The sequence below is a fragment of the Ochrobactrum teleogrylli genome (assembly GCF_037482325.1).
GTDB classification, from domain to species: domain Bacteria; phylum Pseudomonadota; class Alphaproteobacteria; order Rhizobiales; family Rhizobiaceae; genus Brucella; species Brucella teleogrylli.
Genome location: NZ_JBBHKQ010000001.1, coordinates 2560973 through 2579063, shown reverse-complemented (window position 1 = coordinate 2579063; position 18091 = coordinate 2560973). Strand labels below are relative to the sequence as shown.

Below are 18091 nucleotides of genomic sequence, written 5' to 3'. Positions count from 1 at the left end.
TTTTCTGTTTCTGTCGTTACGCCGCGTAGCGTTTTGTCGCTTCGATCAGTTCATGCACGATGCCCGGCTCGGTCACGGCGTGGCCGCTATCCTCGACGATCTTGAGGTCGGCTTCCGGCCACAGTTTCTTCAGCTGCCATGCATTGATGAAGGGCGTGCAGATGTCGTAGCGGCCATGCACGATGACGCCCGGAATATGCCGGATGCGTTCGAGATTGCGCAAAAGCTGGTCGTCGGAATCGAGGAAGCCGCGATTCTGGAAATAGTGGCACTCGATGCGCGCAAAGGCGATTGCATATTCATCCGCGCCGAAGGCATCAACGCGCGATGGGTCCGGCAGAAGCGAAATGATTGAGCCTTCCCAGCGCGCCCAGCGACGGGCGGCTTCCAGCTGAACTTTCGGATCGCGGTCCGTCAGGCGCTTGTAATAGGCGGCAATCATATCGCCGCGCTCGGCTTCGGGAATATGCTCCTGAAAGGCTTCGAAGTGATCTGGAAAAATGATGCTCGCACCGTTGGTATATGTCCAGTCGATTTCGAACCGGCGCAGCATGAAGATGCCACGCAGCACCATTTCCGACACGCGTTCCGGGTGCGTTTCGGCATAAGCGAGGCCGAGCGTCGAACCCCAGGAGCCACCGAAAATCTGCCATTTGTCGATGCCGAGATGGGCGCGGATATGCTCCATATCGGCAACGAGATCCCAGGTGGTGTTTTCACGCAATTCGGCGTGCGGCGTGGAACGACCGCAACCGCGCTGGTCGAACAGGATGATGCGATAACGCTCCGGATCGTGCAGGCGACGCATGGCTGGCGTGATGCCGCCGCCGGGGCCGCCATGAATCATGATCACCGGCTTGCCGTCCGGGTTGCCGCACTGCTCGACATGGATGCGATGCAGCGGGGACACCTGCAGCATCTCTTCCTTGAAGGGTTCAATCTCGGGATAAAGCATATTGCGCGTCATGAAAGGCCTTCTGGTTCCCACCCTCTGCTTCACGTGTCTGGCGGGGCCTGTGTTTCAATTTCCGGCGCAACCCTACCACACAATGGGGCAACATGGCGGCAATGAGAAATGCGAAAACACGTTAGCAACGTGATTTTTGGTTGCTCCGCATAAAAATAGGCATAAAAACTTGTTTGGTAGCATTCGATGCACCGCACGGGGAGGAACCACTTGAAATTGGCGCGCGAGGCACATGCACTTTATCATCGCTGACGATCACCCGCTTTTTCGCGGCGCATTGAGACAGGTTCTGTCGGGACAATCCGAAAACGTCGAGATTGTCGAAGTTGGCGATTTCGATGCCGTCAGGAAACTGGTTGCCGAACGCGACGATATCGACCTTCTGCTGCTCGATCTGACCATGCCCGGCGGTGCAGGTCTGTCAGGACTGGTTGCGCTGAAGGCGCTCCAACCGGCTTTGCCGGTGGTGATCGTATCGGCCACGGATGACGCCGCCACCATCCATCATGCGGTGGAACTTGGCGCATCGGGCTTCATCTCCAAATCTGCCAGCATGGAAACCATCGGCGAGGCGGTTCGCGCCGTGCTTGCAGGCGACATCTGGACGCCGGAAGGCATCGATCTCGATCACCCGAAGGATCCGGAAATCGAGGGGCTGATTGCGCGCCTGCGCACGCTCACACCGCAGCAGACCCGCGTGCTGACCATGCTCGCTGAGGGTCTTCTCAACAAGCAGATCGCGTATGAGCTGAGCGTGTCGGAAGCAACCGTCAAGGCGCATGTCTCGGCCGTGTTGCAGAAGCTTGGCGTCGATAGCCGCACTCAGGCTGTCATCTTGCTGTCGCGCATCGGCAGTGACGTTATCAGCACATGATATGATTATTGCGCAGCCGTCTGTGACGAGCTGCCGTCCTGTCGCGCATGATAAAAATGCGACAGCAATGAGCGCAACGCCGCCGGGCGAAGCGGCTTGTTCAGCAAGGTGATGTTTTCATCCTCGGCGCGCTGGCGCACTTCCTTGGAACGGTCGGCGGTCAGCAAGATGGCGGGTATTTCCGTCTCGAAATGCTCCCGCGTGAAGCCGATCATGTCGATGCCGTTTTCATGGATCAGATGATAATCGGCGACGATGACATCCGGCGCGGTGCTGCGATTGGCGCAAAACGCTTTCAGCGCCGCGCCGTTGCGCAGCGTGGTCACGTTGCAGCCCCAGCCCGAAAGAAGCGTTTCCATGCCGGACAGAATGTCGGCATCATTGTCGATGCACAGCACATCGAGGCCTGTCAGTTCCAGCGCGCGCGCATGGCCACGACGGCTTCTGGTTTCCTCTACCGGCACTGGCTCGTTTGAAACCGGAATGCGCAGGGTGAATGTTGTGCCCTTGCCCTGAACCGAGCGCACCGACAGCGGAAATTCCAGCAGCCGGGCGATGCGGTCGACGATGGACAGGCCGAGTCCCAGCCCTTCCGCCTCGCGCATACCTTCATCAAGGCGGGTGAATTCGCGGAAGACGAGCTTCAGCTTGTGCTGCGCAATGCCGATGCCGGTGTCCAGCACCTGCAATTCGACAAAAGCGCCCCGCCGCCGGACGCCAAGCAGCATGCCGCCGCTGCGGCTATATTTGATCGAATTGGAAACGAGATTCTGGATCAGGCGGCGCAGCATGTTGCGGTCGGTTTTCACCACGATGCTCGACGGCACCACGCGCAGTTTCAGCGCCTTCTTGCGCGCCAGCGGCGTGAAATCCGTGGCGATCTGGCTCAGCAACCTGTCCAGCCGGAACACCGAGACTTCCGGTTTCAGCGCGCCTGTGTCGAGGCGCGAAATATCCAGCACCATGCCCAGAATGGCTTCCACCGCCTCCAGCGAGGAATCGATGTTGCGGGCAAATTCGCTGGTTTCCGAACGCCCAAGTTTCTCCGACAGCGCGGTGGAATAGAGGCGCGCGGCGTTGAGCGGTTGCAGAATGTCGTGGCCCGCGGCGGCGAGAAAGCGCGTCTTGCCGAGATTGGCCTCTTCGGCAGCGGCCTGCGCCCGCGCCAGTTCCTTGTTCACATGGGTCAGTTCCGCCGTGCGGTCGGCCACGCGCTGTTCCAGCATTTCGGCGGCCTTCTGGCGCATCAGATCGGCTTCGACGGCGGCGGTGATGTCGGTATAGGTCGCGACGATACCGCCATCCGGCATCGGATTGGACTGGATTTCCAGTGTCTTGGCCGTCGATTTCATCTTCAGGCGCGCGGGCTTGCGGCTGGCCGTCAGCGAATGGATGATGCTGTTGCGCGCATTGAAGGCGATGTCTTCGCGGCGGATCAGATGCTCGACGATTTCCGAAACCGGAATACCGACCTGCATCACCTCGTCAGGCAGGTTGAGCAGGGTGCGGAACTGGCGGTTCCAGAAGGCCAGCCGAAAATCCTTGTCGAAAACCGTAATGCCCTGTTCCATCTGGTCGAGCGCGATCTGCAACAGGTCGCGATTTTGTTGCAGGGCGGCGGAAGCGTCATCGAGAAGCTGGCGCGCATCACGCCCTGAAGCATCGTTGCGTTGCAGAAGCAGCGACAGAACGAGCCGTGCCGAAGCGGTGCCGACCGCCGTGCCAAGCAATTGTTCGGCATGGCGGATCAGGGGCGTGTCAACGGTCATGCCCGGATCGAGCCTGCGCTGTTCATGCCCTTCGAACCGCAGGAAGGCGCGCTCGACACGTTCGGAGCCGAGATAGCGCGCCATGGTGGCTTTCAGTTCCGCCACGGTGACGGTGGTGCGGAACCGTCGGAGCGTCGGCGTCGCGATGAAATAGCGCGGCAAGAAGATGCTGGCCTGAATGCGCTCCAGCGGCGTCGAGGCGCGCGAGAGCGAACCCAGAATATAGAACAGCGTATTGGCTGTGAGGCTCCAGATCACGCCATTGGTCAGCGGCAGCGCATCGGTGCCGAACAGGGCTTCCGGGCGCAGTGCCGTGAAACCCAGAAAGCCGTCGCGCAAAATGGCGGCATCTTCCGGCGCCATGGTGGGCAGCAACAGCGTATAGGCCCATACGAGAAAGCCCGCCGACAGCCCCATCATTGCGCCGCGCCCATTGGCATTGCGCCAGAACAAACCGCCGATAAAGGCCGGAACGAATTGCGCAATCGCCGCAAACGATACGAAGCCGATAGAGGCAAGGTGAATATTGTTGGACGTGAAGCGATAATAGGCGAAGGCGAGCGCCAGAATGGCGATGATCGTCACACGTCTTGTATTGAGAATGACCTTTGTCAGGTCGGGCTGTTCAGCCGGGTGACGCTTGGCCATGCTGCGGATGAAAAGCGGCAGCACGAGATGGTTGGAAATCATGATCGACAGCGCCACGCAGGCGACGATCACCATCGCCGTTGCAGCGGACAATCCACCGAGGAAGGCGATGAGCGCCATCCAGTGCGCTTCGGCGGCAAGCGGCAGCGCCAGCACGTAAAGATCGCCACTGACCGTGGTGCCAAGCGTCATCACGCCGATCAGGGCAATCGGAAACACGAAGATATTGATCAGCACCAGATAGACCGGGAACAGCCAGGATGCGGTGCGCAATTCCTTTTCGCTGCGGCTTTCGACGACCGTAACGTGGAACTGGCGCGGCAGCATGATGATGGCCGCAGCACTCAAGGCGGTTTGTATGATCCAGGTGCCGATGGAGGTCTGGTAGTGGAAGGCTTTCAGCGCATCGGTGGACTGGGAAATCTGGTCGATGAGCTGCGAGGGCGAGCCGAACAGGAAGAACGTGCAGGCGAGCCCAACGGTGAGAAATGCACAAAGTTTGATGACGGATTCCACCGCAATGGCGAGGATCAGCCCGTTCTGGTGTTCGGTCGCATCGGTGTGGCGCGTGCCGAACAGGATCGCGAAGACGGCGAGCACGGCGGCAACCGCCAGCGAAATATCGCCGAAGATAAAGGCCGGCGGTGCGACGGCGCGGCCATAATGGTCCATCACCAGCCCGACGCTGCCCGCAACTGCTTTCAGCTGCAAGGCGATATAGGGGATCGACCCTACGGCGGCGATACAGGTGGCGAGAGACGCCACGCCAAAACTTTTGCCATACCGCGCCGCCAGAAAATCGGCGATGGAGGTGATGCGCTCCGCCTTGGCCAGCCGCACGATATGGCGCAGCAGCCGGTTGCCGAGCGTGAACACCAGGATCGGCCCGATATAGATGCCGAGAAATTCCAGCCCGCGCTGTGCGGACAGGCCGACAGAGCCGAAGAAGGTCCAGGACGTGCAATAGACCGCAAGGCTCAGCGCATAGACATAGGGACGCGGCGCACTGTTCCAGCGTGAGGCTCTGCGGTCGCCGATACTGGCAACAGCAAAAAGCAGCAGCAGGTACAGGAAGGCAGCGCCGATGATTCCCCAGCCTTGCATAGGCGGCTTTATTCCTCTTCAGTTTATCCAAGTCTGTCTGACGCAAGCACTTTCATGTCCTGCGTGCAAGAATATTGATGAAAAAGCGGATGTTTTACCCGTCGATATCCGCGTTTATCTTTTCTTTGAAGTTTTTCGAATACAAACTAAGCGAAATACAGTTTGATAGAACCGTTCTTCGAGCCTCCCCCTGTCAGGAGCGGTCCTATCGTTCACCGTCGGAGCGATCTGACGCCATGTTAATTGACGAACGCACCGCAGCAACGACGGCCCGGTTATGTGGAATGCAATCGTGAGGGAGACTGACGAATGTTGAAAGAATTCAGGGAATTCGCTCTCAAGGGCAATATGGTCGATCTGGCCATCGGTGTGATTATCGGCGGCGCCTTCGGTGGCCTCGTCAATTCCATCGTCAACGATATCATCATGCCGATCATCGGTCTGATCACCGGCGGTATCGATTTCTCGAACATGTTCATCCAGCTTGCCGGCGAGCCGAAGTCCACGCTTGCCGCCGCCCGTGAAGCCGGTGCAACCGTTGCTTACGGTAACTTCGTGACCCTGCTGATCAATTTCCTGATTATCGCCTGGGTGCTGTTCCTTGTCGTCAAGGGCATGAACCGTATGAAGAAGAAGGAAGAAGCAAAGCCTGAGCCGGAAGCTCCGCGCGAGGAAGTGCTGCTGACCGAAATCCGCGATCTTCTTGCCAAGAAGGCGTGATCGGGATTTTTTCTTTGCGATCCAAGACGGAGCCTGCAAAGGCTCCGTTTTTGTTTTGGCATTCATCAATACCGATGATCGGATCATCACAAAATGCCGAGTGATTTTGTGCTCGCGTCTTGGTAAGGCCGATAGACATAGAGCAAGTAGCGCAGGATCATCATGACACTTTTAGCCAGTCTCCGCCGTGAAGCAGCGCAAGCGCCAGAAAGCGGCATTGTCGCCGTTGCCAATCATGGCAGGGGCCGCGAAGGGCTCATTCCGTTATGGGTGGGCGAAGGCGATCTGCCGACGCCGGATTTCATCCGCGATGCGGCGCAGAAAAGCATTACCGACGGCGAGACCTTCTATACATGGCAGGCCGGTATTCCCGAACTGCGCGAGGCGCTGGCCCGTTACCATGCGCGTCATTTCCCGCTGGCCTTGAAGCCTGAGAATTTCTACGTCACCGGCTCGGGCATGCACGCCATCGAAATGGCGCTGACGGCGACGGTCGGTGCGGGCGAGGAAGCGATCTATCTGTCGCCGGCCTGGCCGAATTTCGTCGGCGCGGCTGGTCTTGCAGGTGCGGTGCCCGTCGCGGTGGAACTGGAATTCGGCGCGAATGGCTGGGTGCTCGACCCGGAGAAGGTCGCCGCCGCCATCACGCCCCGCACCCGCGCGCTGTTCATCAACACGCCGTCCAACCCGACCGGATGGACCGCCGACCGTGAGACGCTGCGTTACATCCTTGATCTGGCGCGCAAGCACGGGCTCTGGATCATCGCCGACGAGATCTATACGCATTTCTATTATGGCGGCGGTCACGCCCCGTCTTTTATGGAAATCATGGAGCCCGACGACCGCATCATCTTCGTCAATTCCTTCTCCAAGAACTGGGCGATGACCGGCTGGCGCGTGGGCTGGATGACGGTGCATCCTTCCGTCGGTCCGGTGATCGAAAACATGATCCAGTATTCGAACTCCGGCGTGGCGCCATTCATGCAGCGTGGCGCGGTGGCCGCGCTCGATCAGGGCGAACCCTTTATCGCCATGCAGGTGGAGCGTGCCCGCGCCACCCGCGACAGGCTTTGCTCGACCTTGCAGGCAACCGGCAAGGTACGCCTGGCCCCACCGGAAGGCGCGTTCTATCTGTTCTTCGGCGTTGAAGGCGTGACGGATTCGGTCAAGGCGGCCATCGATATTATCGACCGGGCCAATGTGGGCCTTGCACCGGGCAGCGCCTTTGGGCAAGGCGGCGAGGCATTCTTCCGGCTATGTTTCGGTCGCGCCCCGCATCAGATTGATGAGGCCGCAGCCCGGCTCGTGAAATGGATTGAGCGACTTTAATCTAAAACAAAGGCCGGTGAAAACCGGCCTTCTTCATTCAGCTGTATACGAGAATCTTATCCGCCCGCCTTGGACACCATCAGCGGCACGACGCGGTCGGAACTGGCCGTCTGCGGGGCATCGGTTTCGGCAAAGGGAATGCCAAGCGTGTTCCAGACTTCCAGCAGCGCGTCCTTCAGCCCGTCGATCAGCGCATCGTCATGCAGCGGCGACGGCGTGATGCGCAGGCGTTCGGTGCCGCGCGGCACAGTCGGATAGTTGATCGGCTGGATATAGATGCCGTGGACATCGAGCAGCCGGTCGCTGGCCTTCTTGCAAAGTTCCGGATCGCCGACCAGCACGGGCACGATATGCGTGTCCGAAGGCATGACCGGCAGGCCCGCCGCCGACAGCACATCCTTGGCCTGCTGCGCTTGACGCTGCTGGCCGTCGCGTTCGATCTGCGAGGTTTTGAGATGGCGGATCGAAGCCGTCGCGGCAGCTGCCACCGATGGCGGAAGCGCGGTCGTGAAGATGAAGCCCGGCGCATAGGAGCGCACGGCATCGATAATGGCGCGTGAGCCGGTGATATAGCCGCCCAGCGCGCCGAAAGCCTTGGCGAGCGTGCCTTCGATGATGTCGATGCGGTCCGCCAGACCATCGCGGTCGGTGATACCGCCGCCGCGCTGGCCGTACATGCCAACGGCATGAACTTCATCGATATAGGTCATGGCATTATACTTGTCGGCGAGGTCGGCGATCTCTTCGATCGGTGCAATATCGCCATCCATCGAATAGACGGATTCAAACACGATCAGCTTGGCGCGTGCCGGATCGGCGGCCTTCAAAAGCTGTTCCAGATGCTCGACGTCATTGTGGCGAAAAATCTTCTTCTCCGCACCCGAGCGGCGCACGCCTTCGATCATCGAGGCATGGTTCAGCTCGTCGGACAGGATCAGGCAGTTCGGCAGCAGGCGCGCAATGGTCGAAATCGAGGCTTCGTTGGAAATGAAGCCGGAGGTGAAGACGAGACCGGCTTCCTTGCCATGCAGATCGGCCAGTTCGGCTTCCAGCTCGACCAACGGATGGTTGTTGCCGGAAATGTTGCGCGTGCCGCCAGCGCCGGAACCGGCATTGCTTGCGGTGTCGCACATGGCCTTGATCACATCGGGATGATGTCCCATGCCGAGATAATCATTGGAACACCAAACGGTGATTTCACGGGCCGTGCCATTGTTCCGCCAGATCGCGCGGGGGAAACGCCCGACGATGCGTTCAAGGTCGGCGAAAACGCGGTAACGCTTCTCTGCGTGCAACTGATCAATCGCGTCTTCGAAAAACCGGCGATAATCCATCATGCGCTCCTTAGAGGGCAGCGCGTCCTTCAGGGCGCACAAAACTCGCTCTAACTAATTGATTCGACGCACCGTGTTTCCGAAAAATCGCTCCCGATTTTTAGGCCGATGCGCTTGTCTTTGCCTTAACTAGCGCTTTTGGCCGTTAAGGTCCATGGCGCGGTCGCGGGCAATTTGCCACGTTTTATTGAAGCAGCATTGATCAGGATCAAGCAAATGCAGCCAGAAGGGCAAAATGGCTGAAACGTTCATTCACGCATTCGTATCGTCGTATCACACAGCGTGATTCTTGCTGACATGGAATTGCCTGGAATGAATAGCGATATAGTGTTTATTAGCGCTTCCTGAAAGACATCCCCCATATGAAGTCGGTTTTGCCGCCAATGCACTATCCAGCGTTAAAAGAAACGGATTGGGCTGCCTATTGGCGCGCCTCGTCGGCCCAGCGGTTCAAGCTGCGCTGGCGCCATGCGCGGCTGTCGGTGCCCAAAAAGCGCGGCAAGGCCAATCTGATCGCCTCGGCTGGAAGTTTCGCGGCCCTGCTGCCGAATGATCTGCCGCTGATTTGCGTGGTGCGCAATGCTGGCGCCTATCTGAATTCGTTCCTGCGCTATTATCGTGCGCTGGGCGTCACGCGTTTCATCGTCGTGGACGACAAGTCGGATGACGGCACGGCCGAAATTCTCGCCAATGCCGCCGATGTCGATCTGTTCGTTTCCGACGTGCGCTATGCTGAGGCGGATCGCGGGCGCGCCTGGCGCGATGCGCTGTTCAATATTTACGGTCGCCGCCGCTGGTATCTCTCGGTGGATGCCGACGAGTTCTTCGTCTTCCCGCGTATGGAACAGCGCAGCTTGCGCGATTTCATCGGGGAACTGGAAGCACATGGTATCCGGCGTTGCCTCGCGCCGATGATCGACATGTATCCAGCCGGTCTTTTGCGCGATGGCGTTTTTGTCGATGACGGAACGAAATATCCTTTCGAAGTGTCGTCGCATTTCGACGGCGACGGCTATACGGTCAAGCAGGAGCGTTTCGGCGTTGCCGTGCGCGGTGGGCCGCGGCAGCGCCTGTTCGGGCGCAGCATGCGCCTGTCCAAGTTTCCGCTGATCTGGGTGGACCGCAAAACCGATTATCGCCGCGGCAGCATTCACGGGCCGGGCCCTTGCTTCCGCAATTATCTGCCGGTCACCGGGGCGCTTTTGCACTATCGTTTTTCGTCGCGCTCGGTCGAGGAGTTTCAACGGATCGCGAAAGAGGGCGGCCATGCAGGCGGCTCGGAACACTACAAGGCCATCGTCGGCAACGAGCGGTTTTCCGACGACCTGTCGCTGGTCTATTCGGGCTCGGTTCACTATACGGGACCGGAATGTCTGGTCGAACGCGGCTTCATGGTGGATTTGCAAAACCTGACGAAGCCGCCCCGCATGGAGCGGGCCAAGGCAAGCTGAAACCGGTTATGTTTCGGCTCAGGACAGGGCGATCTTCCGCAGGAATTGCAGCCATATATCGTTACGCCGGATCGTCAGGCGCGGAATGCCGAACGGGTCGTCGGTGGCTTTTGCGCGGCGCTTTTCCGTGGTGGTGGCGTATTTATACCCGGCCTGCGCGACGATCTCGCGTGTTCTCGCAGTCTCGCCGCCATAGGGATAGGCGAATGAGATGACTTCCTGACCAAGCAAGTCCTCGATCTTTTCGCGAGACTGCCGGATCTGCACTTCAGCATCCGTATCGTTTGCGGTGCTCAGATTGATGTGATCGAGCGTATGCGACCCGACTTCGTGACCGAGGGCCGCCCATTCCCGCATTTCGGCGACGCCCATGCAATCGGCCCGCGCCACGCCGATTTTCTGATCCCAGAGATTGAAGCCGCCGATCTGGTTCGCGACGAAATAATTCGTGGCGGTAAAGCCATGTTCCTGCAAGATAGGAAGAGCATTGCGGAAGACATTGTCAAACCCATCATCGAAGGTGATGACCGCGACTTTCCCCTCTTTGCCACCATAGATATAGGGCAGCGCATCCTTCAGTGACAATCCCTGATAGCCGAGGCGCTTGAGCCAGGCCATCTGGTTGCCAAAACGGTCGGGATGCACGGTCATGCTGCGAAAAGGCGCCTTGTGCCGGGGCGGAACATCGATCTGGTGATAAAGAAGAATTGGGACGGACACGATAATCCTCGATCTTGTATGTTCAGTCGGTCGCGCGAAATATTGTTTTGTCGCTAAATCTTTAAAAATAAATAATTAAATCAGTTTTTTCCTGAATGGAATTGCTAACTCTTGCGAGAACGATTTTTGATCTTCCAGCGATAAAGCGGTCGCAGGATTTCCCGCTTCAGCTTATCGGGCAGGGATCGGGATTTCTGGATGGTGCTGCCGCCCAGACGCACCGACACCTCGCGCACGCCGCCGGGCAGGACGGAAAGCGGTTTCAGTCCCGTCACCCAGTTCATCTGCGCCGTGGTGTCGACCGGCCGGTCGAAAGTTTCGGTCGCGGCCAGCAGCCGTCTCGCCGCGTCGCGCCCGACAAGCTGGGCGACCATGCCGAGGCCGACCGGTACGGGCAGGATCACGCGCACGCCATCGATATTCAGCACTTCGCGGCCTGTTTCCCGCTCGCGGAAAGGAAAGCGGATGAAGCTGTCATGGTCGACAAGCTGCAACGCGGCCTGAAAAGCGGCGGCAAATTCCGGCGTCAGCTCCACGTCATCTTCCAGCACAAAACCGGCGTCGATCTTCTGATCGACGATGGCCTGCCATGCCTTGCGATGCGACAGAAAGCAGGCAATCTCGTTGGTGCTGAGGGGGAAGGGGTAGTGGGGCTTGTGCACCGAGCGGCGATAAACGCGCTGGATTGTTTCTCCATCGAGCACACGCCCGTCAATGGCGTCGATCACCTCGGCCCGTATGGGCAGGCTGTCGATGAGCTGCGCCACCTGCGGCTGGCGATCGCTCGCCCGCTTCAGATGGATGATGAAGGCCTTCACGGCCCTTTTCGGGCCGTCTGGTTTTTGTTGCGTGGCGGGCTTTTGCGATCCGCTTTGCGCTGGAGAGTCATGACGCGTTTCGTTCATGGTCTCTATGTAGCGTGGAGCCGATGAAAAAGCTTCAGGATTTTTGCCGGAAAGGAGCGGCGATCAGACCGGCTTCCAGCCCGGTTCCACAAGGTCGGCTTCGGCGCGCCAGAGATCGGCATAATCGACATTCTGCCAGTCTTTGAACCAGGGACCGCCGCTGGTGTAATGCACGACTTTCGGCAGGCCGTGTTCGGGCTTTTCGTTCCAGCCTTCAAGCCAGTTATACTCGGTCGGCAAGGCGCCGATTTCATCATCGGCAGCCCATTGCATGCGATGCAGAAAAGCGCCTGTTTCGCGGTTGACCAGTTCCGGCGTCAGCTGCTGCGTCGAAGGATGCGCGCAATTGAACAACATGCAGGACGACCAGTTCTTGCGCGGATAGGTGGTCTGCACCTTGCCATCCATCTTGACGCTGTCTTTCGGCTGATAGTCGTGCTGCACGCAGTAAACCGCCTTCGACGGGTCGTTATAGGCCTGCAGCCCGGCAATATCGCCGAGAAACAGGAAGTCGCAATCGCAAAACAGCGCCCAGCCCTTGTAGCCGGCAAGCCAGGGCGTGAAGAACCGCGAATAGGTGAATTCCGTGGAGGCCAGCGGGTCGATGTCACGCGTATAGACGCCCTGATCGACCAGATCCTGCAACTTGATCGGTAGGATCTCCAGCGGAATGGAAGAATGTTTCAGCGCCGAGGCCCTGGCGACTTCATAGGCGATCGGTTCGCGGGAGTCCCAGCCAATAAAAATGCGTAACGGTTCAGTCATTCAAATACTCCTTTTAACGAGATTTGTGGCGAAGGCCCGAGCAGGTCGGGCTATTCGATGATGCTGATGCGCCCGGAAGCCACTTGTCTTTCGACCCAGCTGCGCTCGTCGCCCCATGCGTGGCGTTTCCAGCCTTCCCAGGTGAAACCGCACAGCTTCACGTCCCAGCTTTCGGCGGGGCATTTGCCCAGCATGTGCCAGATGCCGAAAAAGCCGGTGCTGGGAAAAACCTTGCTCAGCTGCTCCTCGCTGACGCCCAGTTCTTTGCAGCCAGCCATATAGAACTGCGGCGGCATGATGCGGATTTCCTTGCCCGCAGCGCCCACGACTTCGATGGTTTCGGCGGTCCAGTCGGAACGACGCCCCTTGAGACGCGACAGGATATTCGGCTTGGGGTGATAAAGACGCATGATGCTCGGGTGATAGGCGAGCATGACTTCCTTCGCGGCCCGGAAGGTCGGGGTTTGCACGAAGCCCGGATCGCGCAGGCGGCGCTGCATCGGCTTGCTGGAGGTGGCCAGTATCAGGAGGTCGGTCCGCGTGCCGCTCATGCCGATCGATTGCTTGGGCTCGTTGAAACGCACCACGAAATCTGCAGCATCAACCTCGCGCGACAGGTCGCGGGGTAAAGGGGCATTACCGACTATAATGAGAGTTTTCTTCATTTTTACCGGCGGGAATCGACTTGAAAGACGTTCTGCTTCCCGTCTAACCGGAATTTTTATATTTTAAAAGCATTAGCTAATTTAGATAAAAAGAATGTTGGCTGATTTGCAGGATTTCCCCAATCACAATGCAGCCATGCAGTATCTGCACTTCTCAAAAGCGTTTGAAAGGCGGAAGCTCATTTTTGGGAGGAAGATAAAAACAAGGGGATACCGCCATGAGCCTTCCAATCAATCTTCGTACCCAATTCAATCGCTGGATGCAGTATTGCGAAAACCTGCGCGAGCTTGAAAGCTGCAGCGATCGCGAACTGAGCGATCTCGGCCTCAGCCGCAACGACATCCGCCGCGTGGCGCGCGAAGCCGCTTACGCCGCAGCCTGACAATGCGGGCAAAAGGAGCCCATCGCGTTCGGCATGAAACCGGACGCGGGCTCCAGTCGCGGTGGAATGTTAGCCGTTAAACATCTCCAGGCTTCTTGAATCGGACGTGAATATCGTCGCCCGCAAGATCGAAACCGGCATAGTTGCGCTGGAAGGCGATCAAGGCGTCGTTGACGCCCTTGGAATAATCGTCGTCCTGCACTTCGATATGGTGCCGGTAGAGGATCCTGTCGCCTTTGTAGAATATAACCTGACCTTCCATCATAGCCTCCTTCTCAGCTGATAAGCATCAAGACGGAACGCCGCCGGATGGCGCGTAAAGTCGGTGTGTCTATTTGAGATAGGCGATGACCCGCGCGCTTCAAGGGGTTTTTGACGTTTCACCGCTTGCAAGTGTCAGCCAGGCCCGCGCGGCATGGGACAGAAACGCGCCTTTGCGCCAGATCAGGGCCATGTTCCAGTTCATGTCCGCATCGGTGATTTTCTGAATGCGGACGCCGGAATGATGGCGTTGCTCGGCGATCATCAGGGGCAGGAAGCCGACGCCCATGCCCGCTGCCACCAACTCGACGATGAAATCGATCTGACTGGAACGCACCGCGACATTGGGGGCAAAGCCATGCTGCTGGCAGGCATCGAGGATGATATGATTGAGTGCAAAGCCGCTTTCAAAAAGAATGAAAGGCAAGCCTGCGATCTGGTCCAGCGTCACGCCGTCGCCTTTGGCGGCCTCATGGGTCGCGGGCAGCAGGGCGACGACCGGCTCGCAGCGCACATCCTGCCACTCGAAACTGTCCTCGACGGGCAGAAGCGAGGCGGCAAGCTCGACATCACCCGCCAGCAACAGCTCTTCCAGACGGCGGCTGCCATGCTCGACCAGTTGAATGTCGATATCCGGGTGAAGCTTGGTATAGGCGGCGAAAACCGGCGCAAACAGCACGCTGGAGCCGATAGGCGGCAGACCGAGGCGCAGCAGACCGCGTTTCAGGCCGCGCAATTCGCCCAGTTCCGCCAGCATATCGTCTTTCTCGGCCAGCATGGCGATAGATCGGCGATAGACGATTTCGCCCGCAGCCGTCAGGCGGGGCGGGGAAGCGTCGCGGTCGAGAAGGGCAAGGCCCAGCTCTTCCTCCAGCTGCTTCACTGCCTTGCTGACGGTGGACTGGGTCGCGTGAATGGCTCTGGCCGCGGCGGAAAACCCGCCCTGCCGCACCACCTCCACAAATGCCTGAAAGCTCCTCAAGTTCATGAGCTATTCCATATCGGAATAGCTGCAATGAAATCAATTCATTTCTAGAATAAGCCATGACGGCCTATATTGTTGTTCACAAGAGACCGAATTCAAACGGGTCAACGCCCGGGAAGAAGCCAATGAACGCCTCCAAAAATGCCCGTACTCTCGCCGTCCGCTTCCGCTATGCGCTGCACCACAGCCGCATGATGCAGATTGCGACGCTGGTCGGCTTCTGGCTGGCGGGTGAAGCTTTCGTCCGCGTGGTTGGCCTGCCCCTGCCGGGTGGCATCATCGGCATGGCGCTGGTGTTGGCGCTTTTGTTGAGCGGGCGCGTCAGCCTGTTCAGCATGAAGCGCGGCGCGGAATGGTTTCTGGCGGAAATGCTGCTGTTCTTCGTGCCCGCCGTTCTGGCGATCCTTGAGCACCGCGAACTGATCGGTGTGCTTGGCCTCAAGATCATGGCCGTCATCCTGCTCGGCACGCTGACGGTGATGAGCGTCACCGCATTGACGGTAGACCTCTGCTATCGCTGGAGCCTCCGTTATGCTGCCAAGTAACCCCTTCGTGGCAACGCTGTTCTGGTCGGCGGCCACGATCCTGCTTTATCTCGCGGCCAAGCGCGTTTATCGCCGCTTTCCCCTATGGTGGCTGACGCCTTTGGCCGTCACGCCGCTTCTGCTGATGGGGCTGGTTGTCGCGCTTGATGAAAACTATCGCGGCTATTTCGGCGCCACCCACTGGCTGGTGGCGCTGCTCGGCCCTGCAACGGTTGCCTTCGCGATTCCCATCTATCAGCAGCGCGCGACCATCCGCCGGTACTGGCCGGTTTTGCTGGCTGGTGTGCTGGTCGGCAGTTCATCGGCCATGGCTTCGGCCTGGGGGCTGGCGCATCTGCTGGGCTTGAACGAGGCGATCAGCCTCAGCCTGATGCCGCGTTCGATGAGCACGCCGTTCGCCATGACGGTTTCGGGCGACATTGGCGGCACGCCGGACCTGACTGCCATCTTCGTGGTGCTGACCGGTGTTTTCGGCGCGGCGCTTGGCGAAGTGATGCTCAACTGGCTGCCGCTGCGCTCCGCACTGGCGCGCGGCGCACTGTTCGGCATGGGCGCGCATGGCGCCGGTGTGGCAAAGGCCCACCAGATCGGCAGCGAGGAAGGTTCCATCGCCGGTCTCGTCATGGTGCTGGTTGGACTGGTGAATGTGCTGGCTGCGCCGATGATTGCACATTTCCTCTAAATCGCTGATTATAAATATAAATCTTCCTTCAGAAGCGCCCGTTTTTGCGGGCGCTTTTGCATTTTCCGCAGATGCCTTTTTCTTGAGCAGTGCGGAATTTGCATAACTGACATGCATTATTGGCCGTTGTTGTATAAAGTACAGCGGGTTAGAACTTGGTCATCGAGTTCACTCCTCCTCCCAGAACTCGATACCGGAATACGGCACTCCTCCTCCCAGCCGTATTCGAAGATCAGGCCGCGCATCCTCCTCCCGCGCGGCCTTTTTCTTTTTGTGAGCCTCCCCAAAATCTGCACAAGCCAAACGCTCCATCCGTTGACAATCCGTCACCGTATAGCCCCATGGGCAATCCGCACTGGCTGTACTATCTCTCGTGCAGCTTTATTAGGACGGGAGATCGCAATCATGACCAGTGGCATCCATCATCTTACGCTGATCACGCGCAAGGTGCAGGCGAATGTCGATTTCTATGCGGGCTTTCTGGGTCTGCGTATCGTCAAGCGGACGGGCGGCTTCGAGGATGCCGAGCAGCTGCATCTGTTCTATGGCGACCGCTCCGGCACGCCCGGTTCGCTGATCACCTTTCTGGTCTGGGAAGACGGCTCCAAGGGCCGGGTCGGTCACGGGCAGGTCAGCGAAATTGCGCTTTCCATCGACCGCACGGCCATCGGCTTCTGGCTGGAGCGCGCGTTGCGTTATCACGTATCGTCCGAGGGTCCGGTGCAGGAATTTGGCGAGCCGGTTTTGCGGCTGCGCGATCCCGATGGCGTGATCGTCAAGCTGGTCGGCAGCGATCTTGCGGCCAATGACCCGTGGTCCGGTGAGGGCATTCCGGCTGAATTCGCCATTCGCCGGATACGCTCCGCCACCATCCTGTCGGAACAGCCCGAACAGACCGCCGCATTCATCGAGCGATATTTCGGCTTTCGCCATCAGGGGAAGGAAGAAACCATCGACCGGCTGGTCTCCGATTCCGGTGACGCCATCGATGTGCGCGATGCGAGCGGCTTCTGGCCCGGCATTCCGGGGACCGGCATTGCCGATCATGTGGCGTTTCGCGCCCGCACGACCGACGATGTGACGACGCTGGAAAAGGAGCTGTCCAAGCTCAATTCCAGCGAGGTCAATGTGCATGACCGCAAGTATTTCACCTCGCTCTATGTTCGTGAGCCGGGCGGAACCCTGTTCGAATTTGCCACCGACGCCCCTGGTTTTACCGTGGATGAGCCGGTGGAAACATTGGGGCAGCTTCTGTTCGTGCCGCCGGGCAATGAGAAGCAGGCCCAGGCGATCCGCGCCCGCATGCCGCAATTCGGCCTGCCGGGTGAGGAGCGGGTGATCTATCGCGATCTGCCCTTCGTCCATCGTGTTCACCTGCCGGAAGATCCGGATGGCAGCACGCTGATCCTGCTGCACGGTTCGGGCGGCAATGAGAATGATCTCATGCCGCTCGCCCGGCTGGCCGCGCCGCGCGCCACGCTGATCGGTGTTCGCGGTCGCAGCACGGAGGAGGGCATTCAGCGCTGGTTCCGCCGTTTCGATCAGAAGCGGTTCGATCAGAAGGACATCCGGTTCGAAGCAGAAGCCTTTGAGGCTTTCGTTGATGGCGCGATTGCGGCCTATGACATCGACCCGGACCGACTGGCCTTTATCGGCAATTCCAACGGGGCAAACCTGCTTGCGGCCTTCATGCGGCTTCATCCGCATATCGTGCGCAAGGCGGTTCTGCTGCGCCCTTCGGAAGTTCTGGAGGAACAGCCGGACGCCGATCTCTCCGACGCTGCCGTTCTTCAATTGAACGGCGCAGCCGATCCGTTTGGCGATGCTTCGGGCGCATTGGCAAAGGCGCTGCGGGATGATGGTGCCGATATCGATGTTCACGCCATCGAGGGCTGGCATGGCCTGACCGACGACGATATTCGCCTCACAGGCGATTGGCTGAAGCAGAAACTCTGAATGCCTCGTCGATCAAACGAAAAAAGGG

Annotated in this window: 17 protein-coding genes; 8 read left to right on the top strand and 9 right to left on the bottom strand. The window is 58.9% G+C overall.

Annotation, left to right across the window (positions count from 1 at the left end; all coding sequences use genetic code 11):
* Positions 1-16: 16 nt before the first annotated feature.
* On the bottom strand, positions 17-967 hold the full coding sequence (gene pip, locus WIX40_RS12140) for a prolyl aminopeptidase (protein ID WP_339439998.1): 951 nt from the start codon (positions 965-967) through the stop codon (positions 17-19).
* 232 nt (positions 968-1199) lie between these two features.
* Between pip and WIX40_RS12135 the strand changes: the two genes are divergently transcribed.
* Positions 1200-1841 (top strand): response regulator transcription factor, encoded by a 642-nt coding sequence (locus tag WIX40_RS12135; RefSeq protein ID WP_109368355.1) that lies wholly within the window; start codon positions 1200-1202, stop codon positions 1839-1841.
* A 5-nt stretch (positions 1842-1846) separates the two neighbouring features.
* Here WIX40_RS12135 and WIX40_RS12130 read toward each other — a convergent pair whose 3' ends face one another.
* The gene (locus tag WIX40_RS12130) at positions 1847-5362 is read right to left on the bottom strand and encodes a hybrid sensor histidine kinase/response regulator (RefSeq protein ID WP_109368356.1); all 3516 of its coding nucleotides are present in this window, start codon (positions 5360-5362) and stop codon (positions 1847-1849) included.
* 309 nt (positions 5363-5671) lie between these two features.
* Between WIX40_RS12130 and mscL the strand changes: the two genes are divergently transcribed.
* A complete protein-coding gene (gene mscL / locus WIX40_RS12125; protein ID WP_109368357.1) occupies positions 5672-6082 on the top strand; it encodes a large conductance mechanosensitive channel protein MscL in 411 nt (136 codons plus the stop codon).
* Positions 6083-6244: 162 nt separating this feature from the next.
* On the top strand, positions 6245-7411 hold the full coding sequence (locus WIX40_RS12120) for a pyridoxal phosphate-dependent aminotransferase (RefSeq protein WP_121537254.1): 1167 nt from the start codon (positions 6245-6247) through the stop codon (positions 7409-7411).
* A gap of 56 nt (positions 7412-7467) precedes the next feature.
* On the opposite strand, the gene hemA is transcribed toward WIX40_RS12120, so the two are convergent.
* Positions 7468-8745 (bottom strand): 5-aminolevulinate synthase, encoded by a 1278-nt coding sequence (gene hemA, locus WIX40_RS12115; RefSeq protein ID WP_339441017.1) that lies wholly within the window; start codon positions 8743-8745, stop codon positions 7468-7470.
* A gap of 362 nt (positions 8746-9107) precedes the next feature.
* Between hemA and WIX40_RS12110 the strand changes: the two genes are divergently transcribed.
* The gene (locus WIX40_RS12110) at positions 9108-10196 is read left to right on the top strand and encodes a glycosyltransferase family 2 protein (RefSeq protein WP_339439996.1); all 1089 of its coding nucleotides are present in this window, start codon (positions 9108-9110) and stop codon (positions 10194-10196) included.
* Positions 10197-10214: 18 nt separating this feature from the next.
* Here the strand turns inward: WIX40_RS12110 and WIX40_RS12105 are convergent, their stop codons facing one another.
* From WIX40_RS12105 to WIX40_RS12090, 4 genes are all read right to left on the bottom strand, one after another.
* Positions 10215-10916: a polysaccharide deacetylase family protein gene (locus WIX40_RS12105; protein ID WP_109368361.1), complete on the bottom strand. Its 702-nt coding sequence runs from the start codon at positions 10914-10916 to the stop codon at positions 10215-10217.
* 104 nt (positions 10917-11020) lie between these two features.
* A complete protein-coding gene (locus WIX40_RS12100) occupies positions 11021-11821 on the bottom strand; it encodes a glycosyltransferase family 25 protein (protein WP_339439995.1) in 801 nt (266 codons plus the stop codon).
* Between the two features lie 63 nt (positions 11822-11884).
* On the bottom strand, positions 11885-12586 hold the full coding sequence (locus WIX40_RS12095; RefSeq protein ID WP_339439994.1) for a glycosyltransferase: 702 nt from the start codon (positions 12584-12586) through the stop codon (positions 11885-11887).
* A 50-nt stretch (positions 12587-12636) separates the two neighbouring features.
* On the bottom strand, positions 12637-13251 hold the full coding sequence (locus WIX40_RS12090) for a glycosyltransferase family 29 protein (RefSeq protein ID WP_109368364.1): 615 nt from the start codon (positions 13249-13251) through the stop codon (positions 12637-12639).
* A 218-nt stretch (positions 13252-13469) separates the two neighbouring features.
* Here WIX40_RS12090 and WIX40_RS12085 point away from each other — a divergent pair, with 218 nt between their 5' ends.
* Positions 13470-13634: a DUF1127 domain-containing protein gene (locus tag WIX40_RS12085; protein ID WP_210261360.1), complete on the top strand. Its 165-nt coding sequence runs from the start codon at positions 13470-13472 to the stop codon at positions 13632-13634.
* Between the two features lie 76 nt (positions 13635-13710).
* Here the strand turns inward: WIX40_RS12085 and WIX40_RS12080 are convergent, their stop codons facing one another.
* Together WIX40_RS12080 and WIX40_RS12075 are read right to left on the bottom strand one after the other, a co-directional pair.
* Positions 13711-13896, bottom strand: a complete 186-nt coding sequence (locus tag WIX40_RS12080) for a hypothetical protein (RefSeq protein ID WP_109370167.1) — start codon at positions 13894-13896, stop codon at positions 13711-13713.
* Positions 13897-13995: 99 nt separating this feature from the next.
* A complete protein-coding gene (locus WIX40_RS12075; protein ID WP_339439993.1) occupies positions 13996-14883 on the bottom strand; it encodes a LysR family transcriptional regulator in 888 nt (295 codons plus the stop codon).
* Positions 14884-15005: 122 nt separating this feature from the next.
* Here WIX40_RS12075 and WIX40_RS12070 point away from each other — a divergent pair, with 122 nt between their 5' ends.
* From WIX40_RS12070 to WIX40_RS12060, 3 genes are all read left to right on the top strand, one after another.
* Entirely contained in the window at positions 15006-15425 is a 420-nt protein-coding gene (locus WIX40_RS12070; RefSeq protein WP_109368366.1) for a CidA/LrgA family protein, read from the top strand.
* Complete coding sequence (locus WIX40_RS12065) at positions 15412-16107, top strand: LrgB family protein (RefSeq protein WP_109368367.1); 696 nt, start codon at positions 15412-15414, stop codon at positions 16105-16107. Before WIX40_RS12070 ends, WIX40_RS12065 begins: the two co-directional genes overlap by 14 nt.
* 405 nt (positions 16108-16512) lie before the next feature.
* On the top strand, positions 16513-18063 hold the full coding sequence (locus WIX40_RS12060) for a VOC family protein (RefSeq protein ID WP_339439992.1): 1551 nt from the start codon (positions 16513-16515) through the stop codon (positions 18061-18063).
* Positions 18064-18091: the final 28 nt, after the last annotated feature.